Source organism: Pseudoduganella ginsengisoli (assembly GCF_009720865.1).
Taxonomy (GTDB): Bacteria; Pseudomonadota; Gammaproteobacteria; order Burkholderiales; family Burkholderiaceae_D; genus Rugamonas; species Rugamonas ginsengisoli.
This window is the reverse complement of record NZ_WNLA01000031.1, coordinates 1-21,336: the sequence shown is the minus strand read 5'-3', so window position 1 is coordinate 21,336 and position 21,336 is coordinate 1. Positions and strand designations below refer to the sequence as shown.

Annotated in this window: 19 protein-coding genes; 2 read left to right on the top strand and 17 right to left on the bottom strand. The window is 64.1% G+C overall.

All coding sequences use genetic code 11. The features are described 5' to 3' along the window. Positions 1-192 precede the first annotated feature (192 nt). A complete protein-coding gene (locus GM668_RS27525) occupies positions 193-1,386 on the top strand; it encodes a hypothetical protein (RefSeq protein WP_155442177.1) in 1,194 nt (397 codons plus the stop codon). 9 nt (positions 1,387-1,395) lie between these two features. Next, positions 1,396-1,830 carry a type 2 periplasmic-binding domain-containing protein gene (locus GM668_RS27520; protein ID WP_229499999.1) on the top strand — a complete coding sequence of 145 codons (435 nt, stop codon included), beginning with the start codon at positions 1,396-1,398 and terminating at the stop codon, positions 1,828-1,830. Positions 1,831-1,839: 9 nt separating this feature from the next. Here GM668_RS27520 and rodA read toward each other — a convergent pair whose 3' ends face one another. The 17 genes from rodA to GM668_RS27435 all read right to left on the bottom strand — a co-directional run. Beyond that, positions 1,840-2,937 carry a rod shape-determining protein RodA gene (gene rodA / locus GM668_RS27515; protein WP_155442176.1) on the bottom strand — a complete coding sequence of 366 codons (1,098 nt, stop codon included), beginning with the start codon at positions 2,935-2,937 and terminating at the stop codon, positions 1,840-1,842. A gap of 12 nt (positions 2,938-2,949) precedes the next feature. Then, entirely contained in the window at positions 2,950-3,093 is a 144-nt protein-coding gene (locus GM668_RS27510) for a hypothetical protein (protein ID WP_155442175.1), read from the bottom strand. A 73-nt stretch (positions 3,094-3,166) separates the two neighbouring features. After that, complete coding sequence (locus GM668_RS27505; protein WP_155442174.1) at positions 3,167-4,090, bottom strand: diguanylate cyclase domain-containing protein; 924 nt, start codon at positions 4,088-4,090, stop codon at positions 3,167-3,169. After that, a complete protein-coding gene (locus GM668_RS27500; RefSeq protein WP_155442173.1) occupies positions 4,090-8,775 on the bottom strand; it encodes a PAS domain-containing protein in 4,686 nt (1,561 codons plus the stop codon). Before GM668_RS27500 ends, GM668_RS27505 begins: the two co-directional genes overlap by 1 nt. A 147-nt stretch (positions 8,776-8,922) precedes the next feature. Next, positions 8,923-10,182, bottom strand: a complete 1,260-nt coding sequence (locus tag GM668_RS27495; protein ID WP_155442172.1) for an acyl-CoA dehydrogenase family protein — start codon at positions 10,180-10,182, stop codon at positions 8,923-8,925. 12 nt (positions 10,183-10,194) lie between these two features. Continuing rightward, positions 10,195-11,262: a phosphotransferase gene (locus tag GM668_RS27490; RefSeq protein ID WP_155442200.1), complete on the bottom strand. Its 1,068-nt coding sequence runs from the start codon at positions 11,260-11,262 to the stop codon at positions 10,195-10,197. Positions 11,263-11,553: 291 nt separating this feature from the next. Next, complete coding sequence (locus GM668_RS27485; RefSeq protein WP_155442171.1) at positions 11,554-12,132, bottom strand: prepilin-type N-terminal cleavage/methylation domain-containing protein; 579 nt, start codon at positions 12,130-12,132, stop codon at positions 11,554-11,556. A gap of 24 nt (positions 12,133-12,156) precedes the next feature. Next, entirely contained in the window at positions 12,157-12,825 is a 669-nt protein-coding gene (locus GM668_RS27480; protein ID WP_155442170.1) for a hypothetical protein, read from the bottom strand. Continuing rightward, positions 12,825-13,589 (bottom strand): ABC transporter permease, encoded by a 765-nt coding sequence (locus GM668_RS27475; RefSeq protein ID WP_155442169.1) that lies wholly within the window; start codon positions 13,587-13,589, stop codon positions 12,825-12,827. Before GM668_RS27475 ends, GM668_RS27480 begins: the two co-directional genes overlap by 1 nt. Then, positions 13,586-14,290, bottom strand: coding sequence for a type II secretion system protein (locus tag GM668_RS27470; protein ID WP_155442168.1), 705 nt, complete (start codon positions 14,288-14,290; stop codon positions 13,586-13,588). Before GM668_RS27470 ends, GM668_RS27475 begins: the two co-directional genes overlap by 4 nt. 2 nt (positions 14,291-14,292) lie before the next feature. Continuing rightward, the gene (locus GM668_RS27465; protein ID WP_155442167.1) at positions 14,293-15,033 is read right to left on the bottom strand and encodes a hypothetical protein; all 741 of its coding nucleotides are present in this window, start codon (positions 15,031-15,033) and stop codon (positions 14,293-14,295) included. Then, entirely contained in the window at positions 15,020-15,424 is a 405-nt protein-coding gene (locus GM668_RS27460) for a hypothetical protein (protein ID WP_155442166.1), read from the bottom strand. Before GM668_RS27460 ends, GM668_RS27465 begins: the two co-directional genes overlap by 14 nt. After that, positions 15,421-16,128 (bottom strand): hypothetical protein, encoded by a 708-nt coding sequence (locus GM668_RS27455; protein ID WP_155442165.1) that lies wholly within the window; start codon positions 16,126-16,128, stop codon positions 15,421-15,423. The genes GM668_RS27460 and GM668_RS27455 overlap by 4 nt, the downstream gene beginning before the upstream one ends. Beyond that, positions 16,125-17,726 (bottom strand): hypothetical protein, encoded by a 1,602-nt coding sequence (locus GM668_RS27450; protein ID WP_155442164.1) that lies wholly within the window; start codon positions 17,724-17,726, stop codon positions 16,125-16,127. Before GM668_RS27450 ends, GM668_RS27455 begins: the two co-directional genes overlap by 4 nt. Further along, positions 17,723-18,931, bottom strand: a complete 1,209-nt coding sequence (locus GM668_RS27445) for a type II secretion system F family protein (RefSeq protein ID WP_155442163.1) — start codon at positions 18,929-18,931, stop codon at positions 17,723-17,725. The genes GM668_RS27450 and GM668_RS27445 overlap by 4 nt, the downstream gene beginning before the upstream one ends. After that, the gene (locus GM668_RS27440; RefSeq protein ID WP_155442162.1) at positions 18,931-20,652 is read right to left on the bottom strand and encodes a GspE/PulE family protein; all 1,722 of its coding nucleotides are present in this window, start codon (positions 20,650-20,652) and stop codon (positions 18,931-18,933) included. Before GM668_RS27440 ends, GM668_RS27445 begins: the two co-directional genes overlap by 1 nt. Continuing rightward, positions 20,649-21,336, bottom strand: a 688-nt coding sequence (locus GM668_RS27435; RefSeq protein WP_155442161.1) for a tetratricopeptide repeat protein, incomplete at its 5' end; no start/stop codon positions are given. The genes GM668_RS27440 and GM668_RS27435, both read right to left, overlap by 4 nt.

Sequence of the window (21,336 nt, the reverse complement as noted above, 5' to 3'; positions counted from 1 at the left end):
GCGTAGGCAGTGCGTGGCGTTGCTCTGCTGCCACATTTTTAGCCAGCCATGCCGCAATTTGTCAAAACCCGCCAATCGGATACTGACAGTTTGAAGGCGGTCGCCCACACTGGTATCAAGGCTTCCTGATCCACACAGCGTTTGTGGCAGGGCCTTGCCCCGTGCACCGATGGACATCGAAAGGGAGACTGCATGCGATTTCGACTGACCCTGTTAAGCGCTGCGCTGGCCGGCGCGGTCTACACCCCCACCATTTATGCGGCAGACTGGCCTGCCGTGACACTCAGCGGTTTCGGCACACTGGCCGCCACCCGCACCGATACCGACCAGGCGGAATTCATCCGGCCCAACCAGGCGGTGGGCGCCAAGAAAGACTGGCGCACCGGCGTCGATTCCAACTTTGGCCTGCAGGCGACCGCCAAAGCCACAGACAGCCTGTCCTTCACGGTACAAGGTCTGGTGCGCAAGAATCCCGTCGACGACGTAGGCGCGGAACTGGCGTGGGCATTCGCCAAATGGAAAGCCACCGATGACTTGAATTTCCGGGTCGGGCGCATCGGCACACCCGTGTACATGATTTCCGACTTCCGCCAGGTCGGCTATGCCAATACGATGATCCGGCCGCCGGCCGAAGTGTACCGCCAGGTCAGCGGCGATTATTACGATGGCGCGGACGTCGTTTGGCAGCCGTCGTTTGGCGATACGACCTTGACCGTGCAGTTCGGCGGCGGCCATACGAAGCAAAAGCTGGTCGGCAATTACATTGAATACCACCCCTTGCTGTCGCTGCACGTGGTGGCGGAAAACGGCCCATTCACGCTGCGCTTCGGCCGGGCCAACGCGAAGTTTTCCATCACCGGCAGCGCGGCGCTGACGGGGCTGGGCAATACGCTGCGGGCGTCCGGCTTCACTGCCGTGGCGGACCAGCTGAGAATTTCCGACGTGGACGGCAGCTTCACGTCGTTTGGCGGCACCATGGACTGGAAAAACATTGTGCTGCAGGGTGAATATGCCATGCGGCGCACCGATACGCGGCTCGTGATGCAAACCAATTCGTGGTACCTGATGGGCGGCTACCGCTTTGGCAAAGTGCTGCCGTACTACTACCACGGCAATATCGATCAAAAGTCGATCCGCACCATGCCGGGCATGCCCACCACCGGGCCTGCCGCGCCGTTGACGGCGGCCGTCAACGGCGCTATCCGCGCCGCGATCCAGAAGTCCAACGCGGTGGGCGTGCGCTGGGACTTCCGCGATTCCATGGCGCTCAAAGTGCAGTGGGACCGCATCACGCCGAAAGATGGCGCCGGTGCGTTCATCAAGCCCGCGCCAGGGTTCACGGGGCCGGTGAACGTGTATGCCGCCGGCATCGACTTCGTGTTCTAGGAGACTGCCATGACCAGGTCTTTGAAGCAGGCAGTGAAGCAGGGGCTGAAGCTGGCGGTGGCGTCGGGCGTGCTGGCCGGTGTGGCGGCATCGGCCACGGCGGCGGAAATCGTCGTCATCGTCAATCCCAAGAATCCCGCGACGCGCATGTTCAGCGAACAGGCTGCGCAATTCTTTGTCGGCAAATCGGCGCTATTCACGCCGGTCGAACATACGGAAGGGCCGCTGCGCAATGAATTCAGCCAAAAGGTGCTGGGCAAGGATATTTCACAAGTGAAGGCGGCGTGGTCCAAGCTGGTATTTACCGGCAAGGGCAACGCGCCCAAGGAATATGCCAGCAGTGCGGAAGTAAAAAAAGCCGTGGCGGCGGATGTCAATGCAATCGGCTACATTGAAAAATCCGCTGCCGACGACAGCGTCAAGGTGATCCTGACGGTGCAGTAACGGCCGTACCTACCGTACCAGCAGGGAGGCGCGGCGTATGCTCATCAGCATGCCGCAGCCTGTTCCCAGCGTCATCAGGGCCGTGCCGCCATAGCTGAAGAAGGGCAGCGGCACGCCGACCACCGGCATGATGCCGCTCACCATGCCCAGGTTGACGAATGCATACGTGAAGAATATCCCCGTGATGGCGCCGGCCAGCAGGCGGGAAAATACGGTCGGCGCGGCAGCAGCGATTTGCAGGCCACGCACGATCAGCAGCGCATACAGCACCAGCAGCACCAGGTTGCCCGCCAGGCCGAATTCTTCGGCAAACACGGAAAAGATAAAATCCGTCGACCGTTCCGGCACGAAGCCCAGGTGGCCTTGCGTGCCTTCCAGCCAGCCTTTGCCCGCCATGCCGCCGGAGCCGATGGCAATGCCGGCCTGCTTGATCTGGAAGCCTTTGCCCAACGGGTCGGCTTCGGGATTGAGCAGCGTGAGGACGCGGTTGCGCTGGTAGTCGTGCAGCATCGGCCACGCGATGGGAATTGCCGCCAGCCCAGCCAGCACCATGGCCGCCAGCGCCTTCCATGACAGGCCCGCCAGCAGAATCACATACAGGCCGGCCGCCAGCACCAGCAAGCCCGTGCCCAGGTCCGGCTGTTTCATGATCAAGCCCACCGGTATCGCCAGCAGCACGCCGGCCACGATGAACAAATGCGTGCGCCGGGTAGCGGCAAACTGGTGGAACAGCCACGCCAGCATCAGCGGCATGGCGATTTTCATCATTTCCGATGGCTGGAATTCAAAGCCGATCCACACCCACCGCTGTGAACCTTTGCGGCTGATGCCGAACAGGAATACGGCCAGCAGCAGCGCCACGCCGGCGCCATACACGGGCGCCGCATAGCGCATCAGGGTGGAAGGGGGAATATTGGCGGCCGCCCACATCAGCGACAGGGCAATCACCACGTTGCGCAGCTGCAGCTCGAAACGGCCGGGGAAGTCCAGCGCGGCGGAATATAGCGTACCGAGGCCGGCGGCCAGCAGCAGGCCGACCAGCAGCGCAAGGCGGGCATCAATAGCCAGGAACGGGCGCACGCGGCGCCACAATGGAACGGATGTCATGCAGTGAAAAAGTCAGAAAGCTTGCAGCCACACCAGACGCGCCGTCAGCGCGGCAAGGCCGGCCAGGGCGATGGCGCCCAATATATAAAGGCGGCGGCGGAAACGCGCAGCGTCGGCAGCGGCGGCATCGGAAGAAGGCGGAGTGGGAGTATGCATGGCTGATACAGGTTAATCAGCCATCATTATAACGTTGGCAATGCACGGATTGGGCGGTTTCAACCGCCCGGCCTTAACTACCGTTGCCGATGCAATAGCGGTTGCGTCCCGTTTCCTTGGCCCGGTACAGCAAGGCATCGGCGGCGCGGATCAGCGCTTCCGGGTCATTGTCGTCGCTGGGCTGTATCGCCGCCACGCCCAGCGACACCGTCACCTGGTCCGATACGGACGATGCGCAGTGCGGCAAATTCAGGCTGCGTACTTCTTCCAGCAGGCGCTTGGCCACGACTTCCGCGCCGTCCAGGCCCACGGCCGGCAGCAGGATGATGAATTCTTCGCCGCCATAACGGGCCAGCAAGTCCGGCGGACGGCCGGCGCAGCGCTTCATCGCGGATGCCACCTGCTGCAGGCAATGGTCGCCTGCCTGGTGGCCGTAGGCATCGTTGTAATTCTTGAAGTGGTCGATGTCGATCATGATGGCCGCCAGCGGCTGTTCCGCCCGCGCACAGCGGCGCCATTCATTGTCCATCGCTTCATTGAAGCTGCGGCGGTTCGCCACCCCCGTCAGCACGTCCGTCAGCGTCAATTCCCGCATGGCGTCGGCCTGGCGCTTGATGGTCAGCTGCGTACGCACGCGGGCCCGCACCACGGCCGAGTTGAACGGCTTGCTGATGAAGTCCACGGCGCCGGCTTCCAGCGCGCGGGTTTCATCTTCCGGATGCGTCAGCGCCGTCACGAAGATCACGGGGATATCGCGCACGGCGCTTGATGCACGCAGCGCGGCGCACACTTCATAGCCATCCATCCCGGGCATGACAGCATCGAGCAAGATCAGGTCAGGCAACTGGTTGTGCGCAATTTGCAGCGCTTTTTCACCGTTCAGGGCGAACAGCACATCGTGTTCGTCGCGCAGCGCGTGGTGCAGGATCTGGATATTTTCCATCGCATCGTCGACGATCAGGATGCGGCCGTTCATTGCCAGGTCGGACCAGCTCATTATGCGTTTTCCTTTCGCCTCAACAGGTCGCGCACCAGCCCTTCAGCGGCGGCGAAATCCAGCGTCTCGATCGCATTGGCCAGCGCCAGCACCGTGCCGTGGCCGCGGGATTCCAGCGATGGCCGGACGGACTGGAAGTGTGTCAAAGCTTTCATATTGTTAGTTTGTAGCAAGGATACCAGTTCTTGCAGGGCTTGCGTCAGGTCAAGTTCATCCCGTTGTTCCGCCTCTGGCGCTCCTGCCGGCAATGGCAGCGGCAATGTGCGGGCCGCTGCTGTCACAATCGCAATCGACTGTTCCAGAGCAGTCAGCATAAACGCCAATTCCGCATCATTGTCTTGATGTAAGGCAACTTCCGCCTGTGCGCTGATGCGGGCAATGTCGCCGGCGCCCAGGTTGGCCGCGACGCCGCGCAGCCGGTGCAGCAATTTGGCGGCTTCTTCGCGCTTGTTGTTAGCCAGCAACATTCGCACGTCTGCCACGGTGTCGCCCTGCGAATTTTCAAAGCGCTTGAGCAAACCCACAAATGCCGGGTAGTTGCCGGCCAGCCGTTTCAGCGCCGCATCGAGATCAATGCCGGGCAATTCCGCCGGACGGTCGTCTTTTTCCACGGCCCAGCCGCCCGTGCTGGCAGCGTCGGCATCGCTGCGCACGGCGGTAAAACGCAGCAGTGTGTCGATCATTTCTTCCACGTCGATAGGTTTCGGCACGTGCGCATCGACACCGGCTTCAATGGCCAGGCGGCGGTCTTCTTCCATCGCGTTGGCCGTCATGGCAATGATAGGCAAATCGCGGAACCCCATGGCGCGCAATGCGGCAGTGGCTTCATAGCCATTCATGACCGGCATTTGCAGGTCCATCAGCACGGCGTCGCAGCGGCTGCCATCCGCTTCCAGCATATCGACAGCGATGCGGCCATTGGCGGCGATTTCCACGCGGGCCCCCGCATGCAGCAAGATGTACTGGGCCATTTCCTGGTTGATTTCATTATCTTCCACCAGCAGTACGCGCACGCCGGCCAGGCGGCCCGTCAGCGGGACCGACGCGGGCAGGGCGGATGGTTCCGCGCAGCCTGTGCGCACGGCGGCAATGGCCGCCATCATGCGGCTTGGCGTCGATGGCTTGGCCAGTACGGAGGCGATGTGCAAGGTATCGGCCAGCGCCTGCAATTCCTCCGTCAGGTGGTCGGGCGCCATCATGATGGCGGGCGGCAGCTGCAGTCTGTCGTCAGTGTGGGCCTGGGTCAGCAGCCCAATGCCATCCATGTCCGGCAGGCGCGCATCGAGCAGCAGCAAATCGAGCTGCGTCGGGCCGACCGGGCGCGCCAGCTTGTGCAGCATGGCCATGGCGGTGGCCGCGTCATGCGCCGTCCACACGCTCCAGCCCTGCGCCAGGCAGTGGCGGGACAGCATATCGCGCACGGTGGCATTGTCGTCGACGATCAGCAGCGACAAGCCTTGCAGTGCGGGGGGCAACGGCTGTGGCGAGGGAATCCCCATCACGGCCCGTTCCAGCGCCAGCGTGAAGCGGAACACGGAACCCCGTCCCGGCTCGCTGTGCACGGTGATGGTAGAACCCATCAAGTCGACCAGGCGGCGGCAAATGGCCAGGCCGAGGCCCGTGCCGCCGTACTGCCGGCTGGTGCTGGTGTCGGCTTGGGAAAATGCATCAAACATGTGTTCCTGCTGTTCGCGCGGGATGCCGATGCCCGTATCGCGCACGGAAAATTCCAGGCTGACGTGGGAAATGCTGCCGCCCACCTGGCGCACGCTCAGCACCACTTCGCCCTCGCGCGTGAATTTCACGGCATTGCTGGCCAGGTTCAGCAGTACTTGCTGCAGCCGCATGGCGTCGCCCACCAGTTCCATCGGCACTTCGGCGCCAATCGCGAAGATCGGTTCCACGCCCTTGTCCCACGCGGCCTGGCTGATGACGACGCCGATACTGGTCAAAATATGGTCGAGGTTGAAGCGGTTGATGTCGAGCTTCAGCTGGCCCGCTTCGATCTTGGAAAAGTCCAGCACATCGTTGACGACCGCCAGCAGCGATTGCGTAGCCAGCTGGATCTTGCCGACGTAGCTGCGTTCGCGCCGTTCCAGCGGCGCTTCTTCCAGCAGCCGCGCCAGGCCGAGGATGGCGTTCATCGGCGTACGGATTTCATGGCTCATGTTGGCCACGAATTCACTCTTGGCCCGGCTGGCCGCTTCCGCGCGGTCGCGCGCCTTGACCAGCTGGTCGTTCAAGTCGTGCAGGCGCAATTCGCCGCGCTTCAGCTCCGTCACGTCGGACACCATGACAAAGAAGCCGCGCGCCTTGCCCTGTTCATCCAGGTCGGGGACGTAGCTGGCCCACACGTAGCGCAACTCGCCGTCGGCGCGCAGGCGGTCCTGGTAAAAACTTTGCGGCTGGCCCGCCATGACGCTTTCGATGTGCGGCAGGTTTTCCATGTACAGCCGGTCGCCCAGCACGTCCTGGATGGCGGCGCCCAGGATTTCTTCGCGCGGACGGCCCATGAATTCCGCGAAATAACGGTTGGCGAAGCGGCAGCGCAATTGTTCGTCCCAGTAGATCACCATGCCGGGCACATTGTCGGCAATGGCGCGGATAAAGGCATTGGAGCGCTGCAGGCTGGCCGACGTGGCGCGCAATTCCTCATCGGCCTGCTTGCGTTCCGTGATGTCGATGGCGATGCCCAGCAGGTGGGTGGGATTGCCGTCATCGTCGCGCATGGCGACCTTGCGCGTGTGCAGGTAGCGCAGGCGGCCGTCGGTGCTGGTCACCGGTTCTTCGGGGATCTCGACCACTTTGCCGGACCGCAGCACATCGCGGTCTGCCGCGGTAAATGCATCGGCCTGTTCGGCCGGGAAGAAATCGTAATCGTTCTTGCCGATGAATTCTTCGCGCGGCAAACCGAACGTCATTTCTCCGTGCTGGTTCAGCATTTCAAAGCGCAAATCGCTGGCGCGTTTGACGAACAGGGTTACCGGCATGTGTTCGACCACGGATTTGAACAATTGCTTGGACTGGCGCAGCTCTTGTTCGGTGCGCTTTTGCTCCGTGATGTCCAGCAGCAGTCCGGTAATCCCGATCAGTTTGCCATTGGCGGCACGCACGGGGAAATAGCCTGTCAGCCAGTGCCGCACGTCATCAGGGTTGCCGGGCGCCGTACCGGATAGTTCGATGCCGGAAATCGCCTCACCGGTCGCCAGCACGGTGCGGTAATCGCGCTCGACGTCCAGGCGCACCTGCGGGTCGCGGATCACGTCGCCGAAATGGCGGCCGATGTGCGCGCTGACGGGTTTGCCGTTGATGGCCGCCAGGTATTCATTGATCATGACGATGCGTAAATCCAGGTCCACGAACGACAGCCCGACCGGCGCGCTGGCATAGACGTTTTCCAGCAGTGCTTTCGATGCCGCCAGTTCCGCCGTGCGTTCGGCCACCAGCAATTCCAACTGGTGGCGGTGGCGTCCGATATCGCCTTCCACCTGCCGCAGCGCTTTGGCGACTTCTTCCGCTTCCAGGAAATTCGATGGCGCCAGCACCATGGGCTCTCCCGTTGCCAGTGCATGGGCCGGCTGCGTCAGTGCGCTGACCGAGCGGCCGATCTGGCCACCCATCAGCCATGACATGGCGAAACCGGCCAATACCAGTAGCGTAACGGCGCCCGTCACCAGCGGTACGGACGGCATCATGCCGTCAAGCGCATGTTCTTCCGGCATGGCGACGGCGATGCGCCAGTTGTGGCGCGGCAGCCGCGCAAATGCGGCATAGACTTTCAAGCCGTCCATCGATACGGTGCGTACCGTGCCTTCGTCGCTATCGCGCATCGCGTCCATCAGGTCGGGAGGGACTTCCTTGCCGACATAGCGGTGCGCATCCTTATTGCGCGCAAGGATGATGCCGTCGCCATCAATCAGGCTGGAAATCACGTGGGATGGCAAGCGCTGCTCAGCCAGCAGGGCGCCCAGCAAGTCGCGCTTCAGCACGGCCGTCAGCGCATAGGCTGGCTTGCCCTGTATCTCGACCGGCACATCGATGGCCAGCCAGCGCTGGCCGTCCGGGGCGCGTTCCAGCAGGCTGGAGGCGGCGGTGGCGCCTTGTTCGAACACGGCGCGCAGCCGCGCGGGCGGGCCGGATGTCGCGGCGGGCAAGGGGGCGGACGATTTGGCTGCGGAATCGGCAAGCGTAGTGGACGAAGCGTTGACCGATGAATTGGCTAATGAATTGGCCGATGCATTGACCGGTACATCGGCAGGTGCATCGGCAGGTGCAGCGGGCCGTGCGGCGGGCGGCTGCAGCGTACTGTCCGGCAGCGCGGCGCCGGGAGCGATGGCCAGCACCTGGCGGCCTGCCGTATCGGTCAACACGAATTTCTCGGCAGGGAAGGCCGGCCGCAACTGTTTGCGCACTTGCGCGGCAAATGCTTCGAGCTCCCCCTTAGCCAGGCTGGGCGAACTGGCCAGCGCCAGCGCCGTGCTTTCCGCTTCACTGATATCGTGTTCCACCGCCGCAGCGACGGCACGCGCGGTTTCCAGCGCATCGCGCGACACTTGCACGGTTTCGCGCTGATAAAAATGCTGGACCATGACGCCCAGGCCCACGACGGATGGCAATGCGCAAACCAGCACCAGCAGTGCGATTTGCGAGCGTATGGTTGGTAATTTTCCGTTATCCGTGGTCACCCGGCGTCTCCAGTTGGTCCGGTGGCCTTTGGATGATACCCGTGCCAGTGAATTCGGCAAAATTCTTTGTGCTGGACAGCAACAGAAAGTTGTTGCTTGCAAGAGATAAGTTAATCCGGCCGGCGTGGCGCCGGCCGGATTCTGGCGTCAACTGCGGGTGACAGGCAGGCTCAGGTCTTCTTTCAACGGCATGTGCTTGGCCAGTTCCAGCTTGGCGATGGCATTGCGGTGCACTTCATCGGGACCATCGGCCAGCCGCAGCGTACGGTTGCCGGCCCACTGGTAAGCCAGCGGGAAGTCGCCCGACACGCCGCCAGCGCCATGGGCCTGAATCGCCCAGTCCAGCACTTGCTGCGTGACTGTCGGCGCCAGCACCTTGATCATGGCGATTTCCGCCTGCGCGCCTTTGTTGCCGACGGTGTCCATCATGTACGCGGCTTTCAGGGTCAGCAGGCGCGCCGTATCAATCTGGATGCGCGCTTCCGCGATGCGTTCGCGCCACACGCCCTGGTCGGAAATCTTTTTACCGAAAGCGACGCGGCTGTTCAACCGTTTGCACATCAGTTCCAGCGCGCGTTCGGCCACACCGATGGCGCGCATGCAGTGGTGAATGCGGCCCGGGCCCAGGCGGCCCTGGGCAATTTCAAAACCGCGGCCTTCGCCCAGCAGGATGTTGGACGCGGGGACGCGCACGTTGTCATAAATGATTTCGCAGTGGCCGTGCGGCGCGTCGTCATAGCCGAACACGGGCAGTGGCCGGACGATGGTGATGCCGGGCGTATCGGACGGCACGAGGATCATGGATTGCTGCTGGTGGCGGGGCGCGTCGAAATCCGTTTTGCCCATCGTGATGAACAATTTGCAGCGCGGGTCGCCGGCGCCGGAAATCCACCATTTGCGGCCATTGATGACGTATTCATCGCCGTGGCGCTCGATGCTCATTTCGACATTGGTGGCGTCCGACGACGCCACGGCCGGTTCCGTCATGGCGAAAGCGGAGCGGATGTCGCCGCGCAGCAAGGGTTCCAGCCATTGCTGCTTGTGTTCTTCCGTACCGTAGCGTTCCAGCGTTTCCATGTTGCCGGTATCAGGCGCGGAACAGTTGAATACTTCCGGCGCCCACGGCACGCGGCCCATGATTTCGCACAGCGGCGCGTAGTCGAGGTTGGACAAGCCTTCCGGCGCGCGTTTGGATTTCGGCAGGAACAAATTCCACAAGCCTTGTTCACGCGCCAGCGGTTTTAATTGTTCGACAATTTCCGTGGGAATCCAGCGGTTGTTTTTTTCGCGGCCGTTGCGGTCGACTTCTTCATAAAACACGTTTTCAACGGGGTAAATGTGCTGGTCCATAAAGGCCAGCAATTTGCCTTGCAGTTCTTTGCAGCGGTCGGAGTATTCGAAGTCCATGCTGGTTCCTTGTTAAATAGCTTTGCCGTTGGCGTAAGCCCACGCCAGTTCCGCCATCGGGCGGGCCATCTTGCCCGATTCCAGTGCCTGGGCGCTAGAGGCGGTGCCGTCGACGTAGCGTTTCATGATGCCCTGCATGATGGAGGCGAGGCGGAACATGTTGAAGGCGAGGTAGAAATTGAAATCTTGCAGGCGCAAGGTGCGGCCCGTGCGTTCCGCGTACATGGCAATGTATTCCTGTTGCGACGGGATGCCCAGCGCCTGCAAATCCAGCCCGCCGATGCCGCGGAACTGGCCCGGCTCGATATTCCAGCCCATCGCATGGTAGGAAAAATCGGCAAACGGGTGGCCCAGGGTCGACAGTTCCCAGTCCAGCACGGCCAGGACGCGGGGTTCGGTCGGGTGGAAAATCATGTTATCGAGGCGGAAATCGCCGTGCACGATCGATGTTTCATCACCGGGCGGGATATTGGCGGGCAGCCACGCGATCAACCGGTCCATGGCCTCGATGGGTTCCGTTTGCGACGCCACGTATTGCTTGGACCAGCGTTCGATCTGGCGCTGGAAGTAGTTGCCGGGTTTGCCGAAGTCACCCAGGCCGATGGCGTTGTAGTCGATCGTGTGCAGCAGCGAGATGACGCGGTTTTGTTCGGCGTAGATGGCCTGGCGCTCTTGCGGCGTCATGCCGGGCAGGGCCTGGTCCCACAGCACGCGGCCTTCAACGAATTCCATCACGTAGAAGGCGCGGCCGATGACGGATTCATCCAGGCACAGCGTGTATTGGCGGGCGGCGGGGAAGCCGGCTTTGTTCAGCGCATCCATGACGCGGTATTCGCGGTCGATGGCGTGGGCCGACGGCAGCAGCTTGGCGGCCGGGGCCGGCTTGGTGCGTAAAACGTAATGCTGGCTGCCCTTGGAGAGCTTGAAGGTCGGGTTGGACTGGCCGCCCTTGAACTGGGCAACCGCCAGTTCACCAGCCGGGTAGCCATCGATATGCCGGGCCAGGTAAGCGTCGAGCGCAGCAACATCAAACCGCTGGCGCTCGGACACTTCCTTGGTGCCGATGAATTCCTCAAACATCATGCATCTCCTATTGGTATTCGGGATAGTTTTTTTATTCTAGCCCAAAAAATAGAACGTGCGTGCGTTTTTTGTGGGGTCAGACGTGCATTAATGCACACACCCATTGGGGTCAGACGTGCATTCGTGCATTCGCGCCACTCTGCCGTCCCGCCTTTTTTCGTCACTTGCAATACGCAACATAATGGTTGTTTTCACGCGAATTTTGCCGTGCGCCAGAGTGAAACGGATGCATCAATGCACGCCTGACCCTGCAGGGAATATGCACGAATGCACGTCTGACCCCATGGTTTAGAAGAAGATGGCGGTGCGGGGAACGATCGCGCCGCTGCTCGTATAGGCGCCGCCGGCGGTATTGGCGCGTACGGAGCCGGTGTTGGGTTTGCCGTCGTCCAGCTTGGAATCGATTTGCTCGGCAAACGTGTCCGGCAAGTTGTCGAAGCGGATGCCGTTGCCGCCGCGGCCGCCCACCACGTCGTTGTACAAATACACGGCGCCGCCCTGGGCGCTCGTCATGAAGTCCGTGCTGCCGTTGTACGAACCGGTGATGAATCCGCCCAGCGCCAGGTGCTGGGGCGCCAGATAGTATTCGGAAATCTGGCCGTCGCCATTGCCATTGCCCGTGGCCCCTGGCACGTGCGTGGTGGCCAGCGGATCATCGCCCGGCAATGCGCGGAACTTGTCCTGGTACGCATTAACCGCAGCCGTCAGCGAATTCGATTGCTGGATGATGTTCTTCACCTTGGCGCTGTCGATCAGCCCCTGGCCCTTTAATACGCCGCCCAGCAGCAAACCGATAATGACGAGGACGATGGCAATTTCCACCAGTGTGAAGCCGCGTCTGCGTGCGGCGGAATGCAGGAATGTCATGATCAATACTCCAAAGTTGAAAAGTCAGTGTTCTGCGCGCTGCAGGCGCCGTTCCAGCCACCGCAACTGCGCCGTGTCGTGTACCTGGTTCGACACCAGCAGGCCGCCCGCAATGGCGCGCACCGCGTCGCGCTCGGATGCGCCGGCCAGCAGCGGCGCCAGTTCGCGTGCCCACGGCGGCACGTCCGGCCCCGTGGCCTGGTCGTGGATCGCCTGTGCATAGCGCTGCGCCAGTTCCGGATCGTGCAACCGGTGGCGCGCCAGCAGCGCGGCATGCGCCAGCCATGGCCAGCGCCGGTCCGGGTCTTCGCTGAAGCGCCGCGCAATCCATTCCAGCATGATGCGCACACGCGCCGGATCGTGAATGGCGCCATAGACATCGGCTGCCGCCAGCAGCGGCGCCTGGCCGCGCGGGTCCAGGTCGAGCGCGCGGTCCAGCCATGCCGCCAGGGCGGTGTAGTCAAGGTCGCGCCAGCGCCGGCCATCGTCCAGTGTTTGGACTTGCAGCATCAGCACCCGCGCAGCCACTTCCGGCTCGCCCAGGCTGGCAATACGCAGCCAGTCCGTGGTAGGGGCGGAAGGCAGAGGTTCGGCGCGTGCCCCGGGCGCCGGCAGCCATGCGGCATACAGCACATGGGCCGCCAGCGTGGCGGCCACCAGCATGCGCAGCTTGAAGCTAGCCCGGTCAGCCATCACAGTTCCTTGCGCTGTAAATCAAACATCGCGGCAGCGCCCAGTAGCGCCAGGTACACGGCAGTCTGCCCGGCAATCGCCACCAGCGCCGTCCAGCTGCCGTCGCTGTAAATCAGCCAGCTGGCGCGCGTGTACAGATCCAGCCGGGGCAGCAGAGCGGCAATGGCGTCGAAGCCCAGCGCCATCCAGCGGCGCAGCGCGTCATCAGGGTGCAGGCCATGCCTGGCGGCCAGCTGCAAGGCGCCCGCCACACGCGCCAACAGGTAAAACGCCAGGGTGGCCGCCAGCGCCGGCACCGGGTGCGCCAGCGCCAGTGCGCACAGCAGGCCAAAGCCCGCCGCCAGCCACAATTCGCACAGCAGCGACAACGTCCACAAAACAGTCTGTCCTGGCGATGCGCATACGTACAGCAGCGCGCCGCACGCGAAAGCCAGCGGCGCCGCCAGCAGCGCCAGCCCGGCAAATTTCCCCGCCACGTAAGCGCCACGGGGCAGCGCCATGGCCATCATCAATTGCATGCCCCGGCCTTGTGCTTCCCGCATCACGGACAGTACGGCAAAACTGGCGATACCGCCGGCGCACGCCAGCCGCAGCAAGGAGCCCAGCAGCCCGGTATGGGTCGCGTCGCCTTCGGCCAGCGCCAGCTGGCGGGCAAATCCCGCGAACCCCAGCGCCGCCGCCAGCGTTGCCGCCATCACCCAAGGCAGGCGCCCGCGCCACGCTTCCAGCACGGTGCAGCGGGCGATCGCCGCCACCGCTTTCATGGCAGCACCTGCGCCGCGACCATGCGGTTGAACAGGATGTTGGGCGACACCCACACCACCAGGTCGTCAAATTCCCCGCCTTGCTGCGCGCGGCTGTCGCTGGGCGGGCGGGCGACAAAGTTCACGTCCGATTGCGCATTGTTGCGCTCATCCTCATTGCCACGGGACATAGTGGCCACGGCGACGCCGAGTTCACTGTACGCGCCGGCGCCATTGGCCCCGTGCGACACGATCACGGCCGGCACATCCTGCGCCGGCGCGGCATAAGCCAGCGCGCCGGTGGCGTCGCGCGTATACACGGTGATATCGCGCGGCGTAATGATTTTGAAGCGCTGGCCACTGTCGGCAAACGCCGGCGTCACACTGTAGCGGTACAGGTGGTTCCATGCATCGAGTTTGGGCAAGCCCAGCGTGGCCCATGGCAGGAAGCCGTCGCGCCGTTCATCCGTGCAGCGGTAGCCGGTACGGTCTTCTTCGCCGTTGGCGGCGGAAATTGCCGGGCAGGGCAGGTGGCCATGCCGCACCGCGTAGCCCACCAGCGCTTCCCTGGCCTCATCCAGCATGCGCCGCGTCTCCGCCACGCGGCGCTGTTCCATTTGTACGGTCAATGGGGTCAACAGGCCGCCGATCATCAGGCCGACGATGACCAGCACGATGGCGATTTCCACCAGGCTGAAACCGTGTTGCAGTTTGATTCGCATAGTCAGTTGGGCAAGGTGCGGGCAGCGCGCATCCGCCGGTACAGCAAGTCCAGCGGCAGCCACGCTACCAGGTCGTCAAATGAGCCGCCCGCGTGCTGCGGGTCGGCCGTCGCGGGGCGGCTGATAAAGTGCAGCGCCTGTTCCGCATTGTCCGCTTCGTCGTCGTTGCCGGCGGCGGCATTGGCCCGTGCAATTCCCGCTTCGCTGACACCAAAGTTGTAGCGCCCGTGCGACAGCACGACAAATGGCGCGCACTGCGCCTCGACCGAACATGCCGGGCCGCCCGCCAGATAGCGCAACGCACCGTCCGCATCGCGCGTCTGCACGGTGCGGTTGGCAACGGCGGTCGATGCCGCATACGCATACGTAGTCAAGGCAGGGGTGACGCTGTAGCGCAGCCGCTGGCCCCAGGCGTCGGCGCCGTCGATCCCCAGCGCGGCCCACGGCAGAAAGCCCGTGCAGTCGGCATCGCTGCTGCATGGCGTACGGCGTTCCAGCCCATCGAGCGCCGAAGCCGCAGGCAGGGGCAGGCGGCCATTGACCGCGGCGAATCCCGCCAGCGCGTCCTTGGCTTGCGCCAGCAGCATCATGGTCTGCTGTTCGCGGCGCGCGTGCGGGTTGCCCGCGCTGAAAGCCGACATCAGCAGCGACGACCCCGCCAGCGCCAGGATGGCCAGCAAAATCAGCAGCACGGCGCCGCGCTGGCCCCGCGTACGGCGCAAGCGTGCATCACTGGGCTTCATCGCGCACCCCTCCCGCCGCTTCATCATAGCGCTGGCCCGGCTTCAACGTGACGCGCTGGCCCGATGACAGCGTCACCACGACTTTGCCGTCGCGCCGCGTAATGCGCTGGCCTTCCGGCACGGGCTCCTGGTTCAGCCATATCGTGGCGTTGCCGCGCGACGGACGGACTACGCCGTTGACCACAACGGGTGGTTGCGGTGGCGGTGGCGGCGCAACCTCGGCGGCCGGCGCGGTTTGCGGCACGCCGTAGCGCTGCGCATCGAGCTGCGCGCGCTGCTGCGGTGTCGTGAACAGGCGTCCCAGCGGGGGCGGTTCCGCTGCGTGCGCCGGCAACAGCGCGCAGACCGCCACAAGCTGGCCCTGGCATACAAGGTTGCGCAGGGCATTCATGGACCGGCTCCTTCGCTGGCCCGCGCCGCCAGCGCACCTTCCGGCGCCGCGGGGACCACGCCAGCCATCGTGCCCGTATCCGGTACGGCGCCATCGGCCAGCGTTACCCAGTTCAGCGTACACGTGGCCGTCACAGTGGGCGCCAGCGGTGCATTCGGCGCCGAAGCCGGGCGTTTCAACGTGCACTCCTGTACCGTGCTGTGGCCCTGTGCGCGCAGCCCGGCCAGCAGCGTAAATAAATCGCCTTCGTGCAGCAAGTCGATTTGTATCCGCATCCGTGTGGCGTACAGGCTGAAACGGCCCAAATCCATGGCGGGCGACATCACCACCGGCTGGCGCGGTGCAATGTCATACGCGATAGGCCCCAGGCCATACTGGTCCTGCATCTGGCGCAGTGCGCCGACCCAGTCCAGGCGGTTTTCCGCGCCGACCAGATGGCGTGCCAGCAATTGCTGGTAAATCGGCTGGAACAGGGCAATGTCGCGCTTTTCCTGATCCACCTGTGCAAACTGCCTGCGCGCCAGGTCGCGCGTGTGCGCCGCCTGCACTTGCCGGCTGCGGGCGTCATGCCACAGCGCCCGCGTGGAGACAACCGCTGCCGCCGCGCAGGCCGCCGCGACGGCAAACACCAGCGCCGCCAGCCGCATGTGTCGGAAGTCGCGCAGCCACCATGGCAGCGGACGTTGAACTGTCGCGGCATTCATGGCGCCAGCTCCAGCCGCAGCGTGAACGGCACGGGGGGCGCCGCTTCCGCCGTGGCGCGGCCGCTGAGTTTCACATCGGGCCGTATGTCGAGCACAGGCTGCTCGATTGCCACCCTCATGCGCGGAAGCCGGGCCAGGTCCCGGGCAAATGCATTCATGCTGTCCACCGCGCCTTTTGCATCGGGCCGTGGCAGCCGCACTTCCGCTTCCACCCGCAGCGACTGGCGCGGCTTGACGGGGATGCCCAGCAACGAGGACGGCACGGAGCCGGTGCTGGCCGCGTCCCCGGCGGCGGCGGGGAGTGAGGGCTGGCCGCGCGCCGCAGTGGACTTGGCCGGGGCGCCGCCGCCCGGCGGCTCCACTTGCCAGTTCAGCGCCACCAGCTGCACTTGCGGTGCACGGTCCAGCGCCCCGCTCAGTTGTGACAGCATGTCCAGCGGCGCCGGTCCCTGGTCCGCCAGCAGGCGGTCAACCAGCACGGCAGCGCGCATATCCGCGGTCGGTGCTGCCGTAGGACCAACGGGCGCCATGGCGCTGCGGTAGCGCGCCGTGAAATGGCGGGTTTCTTCCGCCAGCGTGGCGGCGGACACGTTGGCGTCCGCATACGCCCACAGGTTCAACCCGGTCCAGACCAGCGCACAGGCAGCCACCACCAGCGCGGACGCATAGAGCGACACGCGCGCCTGCCACAGGCGGAAATAGCGGGCATCGGCGCCGCACGGATAATGGCTGCGCGGCAGCGTGCGCGCCAGCACATGCAGCAGTACGGTATCGGCCAGCATCGTCGCCTCCGCGCCACCGGCATCGGCGCCACAGCGTTCCAGCGCAATGGCCAGCGGCACGAAGTGGAATGTGGTTTCTGTGCTGCTGATGCACTGTTCGGATAACGGCGCAATGGCATCGTCATGCGTGACGATGATGGCATGCAGCATATCGTCCCGCTCCAGCAAATGCGCGCTGACGAGGAACTGGCGCGTGCGCGCCGTCTCTGCCGCGCATTCTGCCTGCGCCGGGGCCAGCCGCGAGAATTTCAGTTGCCCGTCACGGAAATAGCTTTGCCGCATGCCGCAGCTTTGCCACGTCACCAGCAGGATATGCGGCTGCGTAAAGCCCAGCGCCTGCGGTACGCCTTCATACAGCAGGGCGGCGGACCAGATGCCCGCCACCGGCGCCTGCACCAGTGTCAGCGCTTCCGTCCACTGCTGCACCGTGGCGGGATTGGTCAGCGCCGACATCAGCACGATATCGTCGCGCCGCCCGCCGCCCTCGTGCTCCGGCTGGCGGCCCTGCATGGCGGCGCGGCGGTATGGCGTTTCACGGTAATGCTGCTGCAACCGGCGCGCCAGCAAATTGCGGCCGGCACGGCCCCGCGCGTGCGGCAACAGCAGGCGGTGGAAATCTTCTTCGACCAGATCGGCCAGCAAATGCACGGGCGGACGGCCCAGCGCCACCATATGGTCGGCCAGGGCGTCGATGCCGGCGCGGGTCGGTTCAAACACGGGACCGGCCGCCAGCACGCCGCGCCGCCAGCGCCAGGTTTCCAGCCTGCCGCTGCACAGGTACGCCAGGTGCAACGTTGGTCCGAATAGCATGTTCACAGGCGGATATTCCCTATCGTGTCGTACACGGGGCCCAGCACGGACAGCATGATCCAGCCCAGCAGCAAGCCAAGGATCACCGTCATGGCCGGTTCCATCATGGCTTGCGCGCGGTCCGTCATGTCTTTGACTTCCCGGTCATAGAAATAGCTGACGTTGCGCAGCGCCCGGTCCAGCGCCCCCGTGGTTTCGCCGACTTTCAGCATGCGCACCACGAGCGGCGGGAATATTCCCGTATGTTGAAACGCCGACGCGACGCTGGCGCCTTCCGCGATCAGCTGCGCGGCCCGTTTAAAGCCTTCGGCCACGGCGCGGTTGCCGGCAATGCCTTCGGACAGCCGCAGGCATTCCAGCACCGGGATGCCTGCCGCATACATCAGCGCAAAGTACGTGGCGAAACGGGCCAGGATAATTTTGTGCAGTACCGGCCCCACCAGCCAGGCGCGCAGCAGCAATGCATCCCAGCGGCGCCGCGCCGCGCCGCTGCGGCGCAAACGCCAGCGCAGCCCCAGCCACGCCAGTACCGGCGCGGCCAGGATCACGTGCCACCAGCGGATAAACACGCCGGACACGAAAATCAGCGCCCGCGTATGCAGGGGAAGCGAGCCGCCCATATTGCGGATAAATGCCGTCAATTGCGGCACCAGGTAAATCATCAGGAAAAACGTGACGGCAATGACGACCACCGCGACTACGGCGGGATAGGTGAGGATCTTGCGGGTGCGGGCCGCCAGTTCATCCTGCCATTTCAGGCTGTCGGCCAGGTTTTTGAAGACGTCGGTAATGCGGCCGCTTTGCTCGCCCGCGTGCACCAGGCTGGTGAAAGTGCGGTCAAAAACTTCCGGGTGCGCCTGCAGCGCTTGCGACAGCTGGCTTCCTCCCTCGATGGATTCAATCAGCGACGTGATGATTTCGCGGAAGCGGGGATGCTGTTCCATGCTGTCGCGCAGGTCGCCCAGTCCTTCCAGCACCGGCACGCCGGCGCCCGTCATTTGCTCCATGTGGAAGCAGAAATTAATGATGTCGGCCCGCGTGACCTTGCGCCGGCCCAGCGCGAGGGTACGGGTGCGCGTCACCGTGTAATCAATCAAGTCCAGGCCCATGCGGCCCAGGCGCAATTCCAGGTCCGGCACGTTGGCCGCTTCCATATTGCCGGGCACCAGTTCGCCGGCGGCATCCATGGCTTTGTACAGGTAATGGGGCATCACTGCAGCCTGTCCGTCAAATCCGCCACGCGCGCCACTTCTTCCAGCGTGGTGGCGCCATCGAGCACGCGCCGCATGCCATCGTCCACCAGCGTGCGGAAGCCTGCCCGCGCAGCCGCTTCGCGCATGGTGCGGCCGGATGCGCGGCGGCCCACCAGCTCATCGAGTTCGCTGTTCATCTTCAGCACTTCCATGATGGCCATGCGGCCCTTGTAGCCCTGGTGCGCGCAGCGCGGGCAGCCCACGGCGCGGTAGACCGGCGCCGGCCCGTCGTCCGGCGCCAGGCCCAGCAGGCGGCGTTCGATGTCGTCGGCTTCCGAGGGCGCGCGGCAGTACACGCACAGCTTGCGCACTAGCCGCTGCGCCACGATACCGATGATGTTGCCCGCCATGACATCGGGCACGATGCCGATATCGAGCAGCCGTGGCAGCGAACCAATGGCTGAATTCGTATGCAGGGTCGAATACACCTGGTGGCCCGTCATGGCGGCGGCAAACGCCATTTCCGCGGTTTCGCGGTCGCGGATCTCGCCGACCAGGATGATGTCCGGGTCTTGCCGCATCATGGAGCGGATGCCGTCGGCAAAGCCGATGCGCGCCGCGTCGTTGACGGACGTTTGCCGGATCATGTTCATCGGGTACTCAACCGGATCTTCCAGCGTCATGATGTTGACGCTCTCGGTATTGATATGGTTGAGGATCGAATACAAAGTCGTGGTCTTGCCGCTGCCGGTGGGGCCGGTGACGAGAATCACGCCGTGGGGGCGGGCAATCATCAGCTTTAACAGCGTCAATTCCGGATCGGCCAGCCCCAGCCCGTCGAGCGGCACGATGCCCTGCTGGCGGTCGAGCACGCGCAGCACGATGTTTTCCCCGTGCGTGGTCGGCTGGCTGGATGCGCGGAAGTCGATCTGGCGGCCGGAAAAACGGATGGAAATGCGGCCATCCTGCGGCGCGCGGGTCTCCGCGATATTCATGCTGCTGATGACTTTCAGGCGCACCGCCATCGCGGGCCAGTACGATTTATGCAGGCTGCGGATCTGGCGCAAGATGCCGTCGATACGGTAGCGGATGCGCAGGAAGCCCTGTTCCGGTTCGAAGTGGATGTCGGACGCGCCGTTTTGCACGGCATCGGCCAGCAGCGCATCGATCAGGCGCACCATCGGGTGGCTGTATTCATCCGTGTCGGCCCGCATGCTGGCGTAGTTGACTTCTCCTGTTTCTATTTCATGCAGGATGCCGTCGATCGACAGCTCGAAACCGTAATACTGGTCGATGGCGCGGCTGATATCGGATTCGTTGACCAGTACCGGCGTGATGGTGATGCCTTGCACCAGCATGGCGTTGATCTGGTCCAGCGCGACGATATTGCTGGTATCGGCCATGGCCAGCACCAGGTTGTCCTTGTCGCGCTCATACACGATGGGGAAGACGCGGTAGCGCTTTGCCACATCCTTGGGAATCAATTTGAGCGCGACAGCATCAACCACCAGGCTGTTCAGATCAGCTGCGGGGGTTTGCAGCTTTTCACTGAGCGCCTCGCGCATCGTGGCTTCCGTCACGAAGCCCAACGAAATCAGCAGGCGGCCCAGCGGTTCCGCGCTGCGCTTTTGCTCGATCAGTGCAATGCGCAGCTGGTCCTCGCTGATGACGCCTTGGCGCACCAGCAATTTGCCCAGCGGCGCGGCGGGGCCGTGGCCCGGCTGGTGTAACGCATTCATGGCTGCTTTCCCTGCGCGCTGTCCGCCAATTGATCGGCGCGGCGCCGTGCCGCAGTGCGGTCGAATGCCGCGGGGCTGGTGCGCGACAAATCCAGCGCGCGCTGATAATACGTCAGCGCCAGCTTGCGCTGGCTGAGGCGGTCCAGCCCCACGGCCAGGTTGAATGCATAGTCGGCGTTGTCCGGCATCGCCGTGTAGGCGCGGAAGTATGCTTGCTGCGCATCGGGCCAGCGGCCCTGCTGTGCATAGAGATTGCCCAGTGCGAATTCCAGCGGAGCGGCGCCCGGATCGCGCCGCAGCAATTCCTTCAGCCGCACTTCGCTGTGTCCCAGGTCGCCGGGACGCAGCGCCAGCAAGCCTGCCTGCGCATCGGCGTCGGCGGGATTCAATTCCAGCAGGCGCTGGTAGCCCGATGCGGCGGCAGCCATGTCGTTACGGCGCGCGGCAATGGTGGCGTTGCCCAGCAGGGCGTCGCGGTTGTTCGGGTCCTGGCGCAGCGCATTGGCGTATTGCTGTGCCGCCGTGGCGTAGTCGCCTGCCATGAAGGCTTGGTAGCCATCCTGCAGCGCGGCGTTCAAACGCGGCGCTGCGGCGCCGCGCTGGACGTGGATGTCGGCCGCACCGGTGTCGGGGGCGGGTTGCTGTGGAGTTGGCGGCGCGGCGCTGGCCGCCGCCGTGGCCGGG

Bases quoted from the DNA above. Each gene is read 5' to 3' on its own strand.
- GM668_RS27470 (WP_155442168.1), bottom strand. From the start codon at position 14,290: ATGCGAATCAAACTGCAACACGGTTTCAGCCTGGTGGAAATCGCCATC.
- GM668_RS27505 (WP_155442174.1), bottom strand. From the start codon at position 4,090: ATGAGCTGGTCCGACCTGGCAATGAACGGCCGCATCCTGATCGTCGAC.
- GM668_RS27460 (WP_155442166.1), bottom strand. From the start codon at position 15,424: ATGAATGCCCTGCGCAACCTTGTATGCCAGGGCCAGCTTGTGGCGGTC.
- GM668_RS27445 (WP_155442163.1), bottom strand. From the start codon at position 18,931: ATGCCCCATTACCTGTACAAAGCCATGGATGCCGCCGGCGAACTGGTG.
- rodA (WP_155442176.1), bottom strand. From the start codon at position 2,937: ATGACATCCGTTCCATTGTGGCGCCGCGTGCGCCCGTTCCTGGCTATT.
- GM668_RS27520 (WP_229499999.1), top strand. From the start codon at position 1,396: ATGACCAGGTCTTTGAAGCAGGCAGTGAAGCAGGGGCTGAAGCTGGCG.
- GM668_RS27475 (WP_155442169.1), bottom strand. From the start codon at position 13,589: ATGAAAGCGGTGGCGGCGATCGCCCGCTGCACCGTGCTGGAAGCGTGG.
- GM668_RS27510 (WP_155442175.1), bottom strand. From the start codon at position 3,093: ATGCATACTCCCACTCCGCCTTCTTCCGATGCCGCCGCTGCCGACGCT.
- GM668_RS27485 (WP_155442171.1), bottom strand. From the start codon at position 12,132: ATGACATTCCTGCATTCCGCCGCACGCAGACGCGGCTTCACACTGGTG.
- GM668_RS27495 (WP_155442172.1), bottom strand. From the start codon at position 10,182: ATGGACTTCGAATACTCCGACCGCTGCAAAGAACTGCAAGGCAAATTG.
- GM668_RS27455 (WP_155442165.1), bottom strand. From the start codon at position 16,128: ATGAATGCCGCGACAGTTCAACGTCCGCTGCCATGGTGGCTGCGCGAC.
- GM668_RS27525 (WP_155442177.1), top strand. From the start codon at position 193: ATGCGATTTCGACTGACCCTGTTAAGCGCTGCGCTGGCCGGCGCGGTC.
- GM668_RS27465 (WP_155442167.1), bottom strand. From the start codon at position 15,033: ATGAAGCCCAGTGATGCACGCTTGCGCCGTACGCGGGGCCAGCGCGGC.
- GM668_RS27440 (WP_155442162.1), bottom strand. From the start codon at position 20,652: ATGAATGCGTTACACCAGCCGGGCCACGGCCCCGCCGCGCCGCTGGGC.
- GM668_RS27480 (WP_155442170.1), bottom strand. From the start codon at position 12,825: ATGGCTGACCGGGCTAGCTTCAAGCTGCGCATGCTGGTGGCCGCCACG.
- GM668_RS27490 (WP_155442200.1), bottom strand. From the start codon at position 11,262: ATGTTTGAGGAATTCATCGGCACCAAGGAAGTGTCCGAGCGCCAGCGG.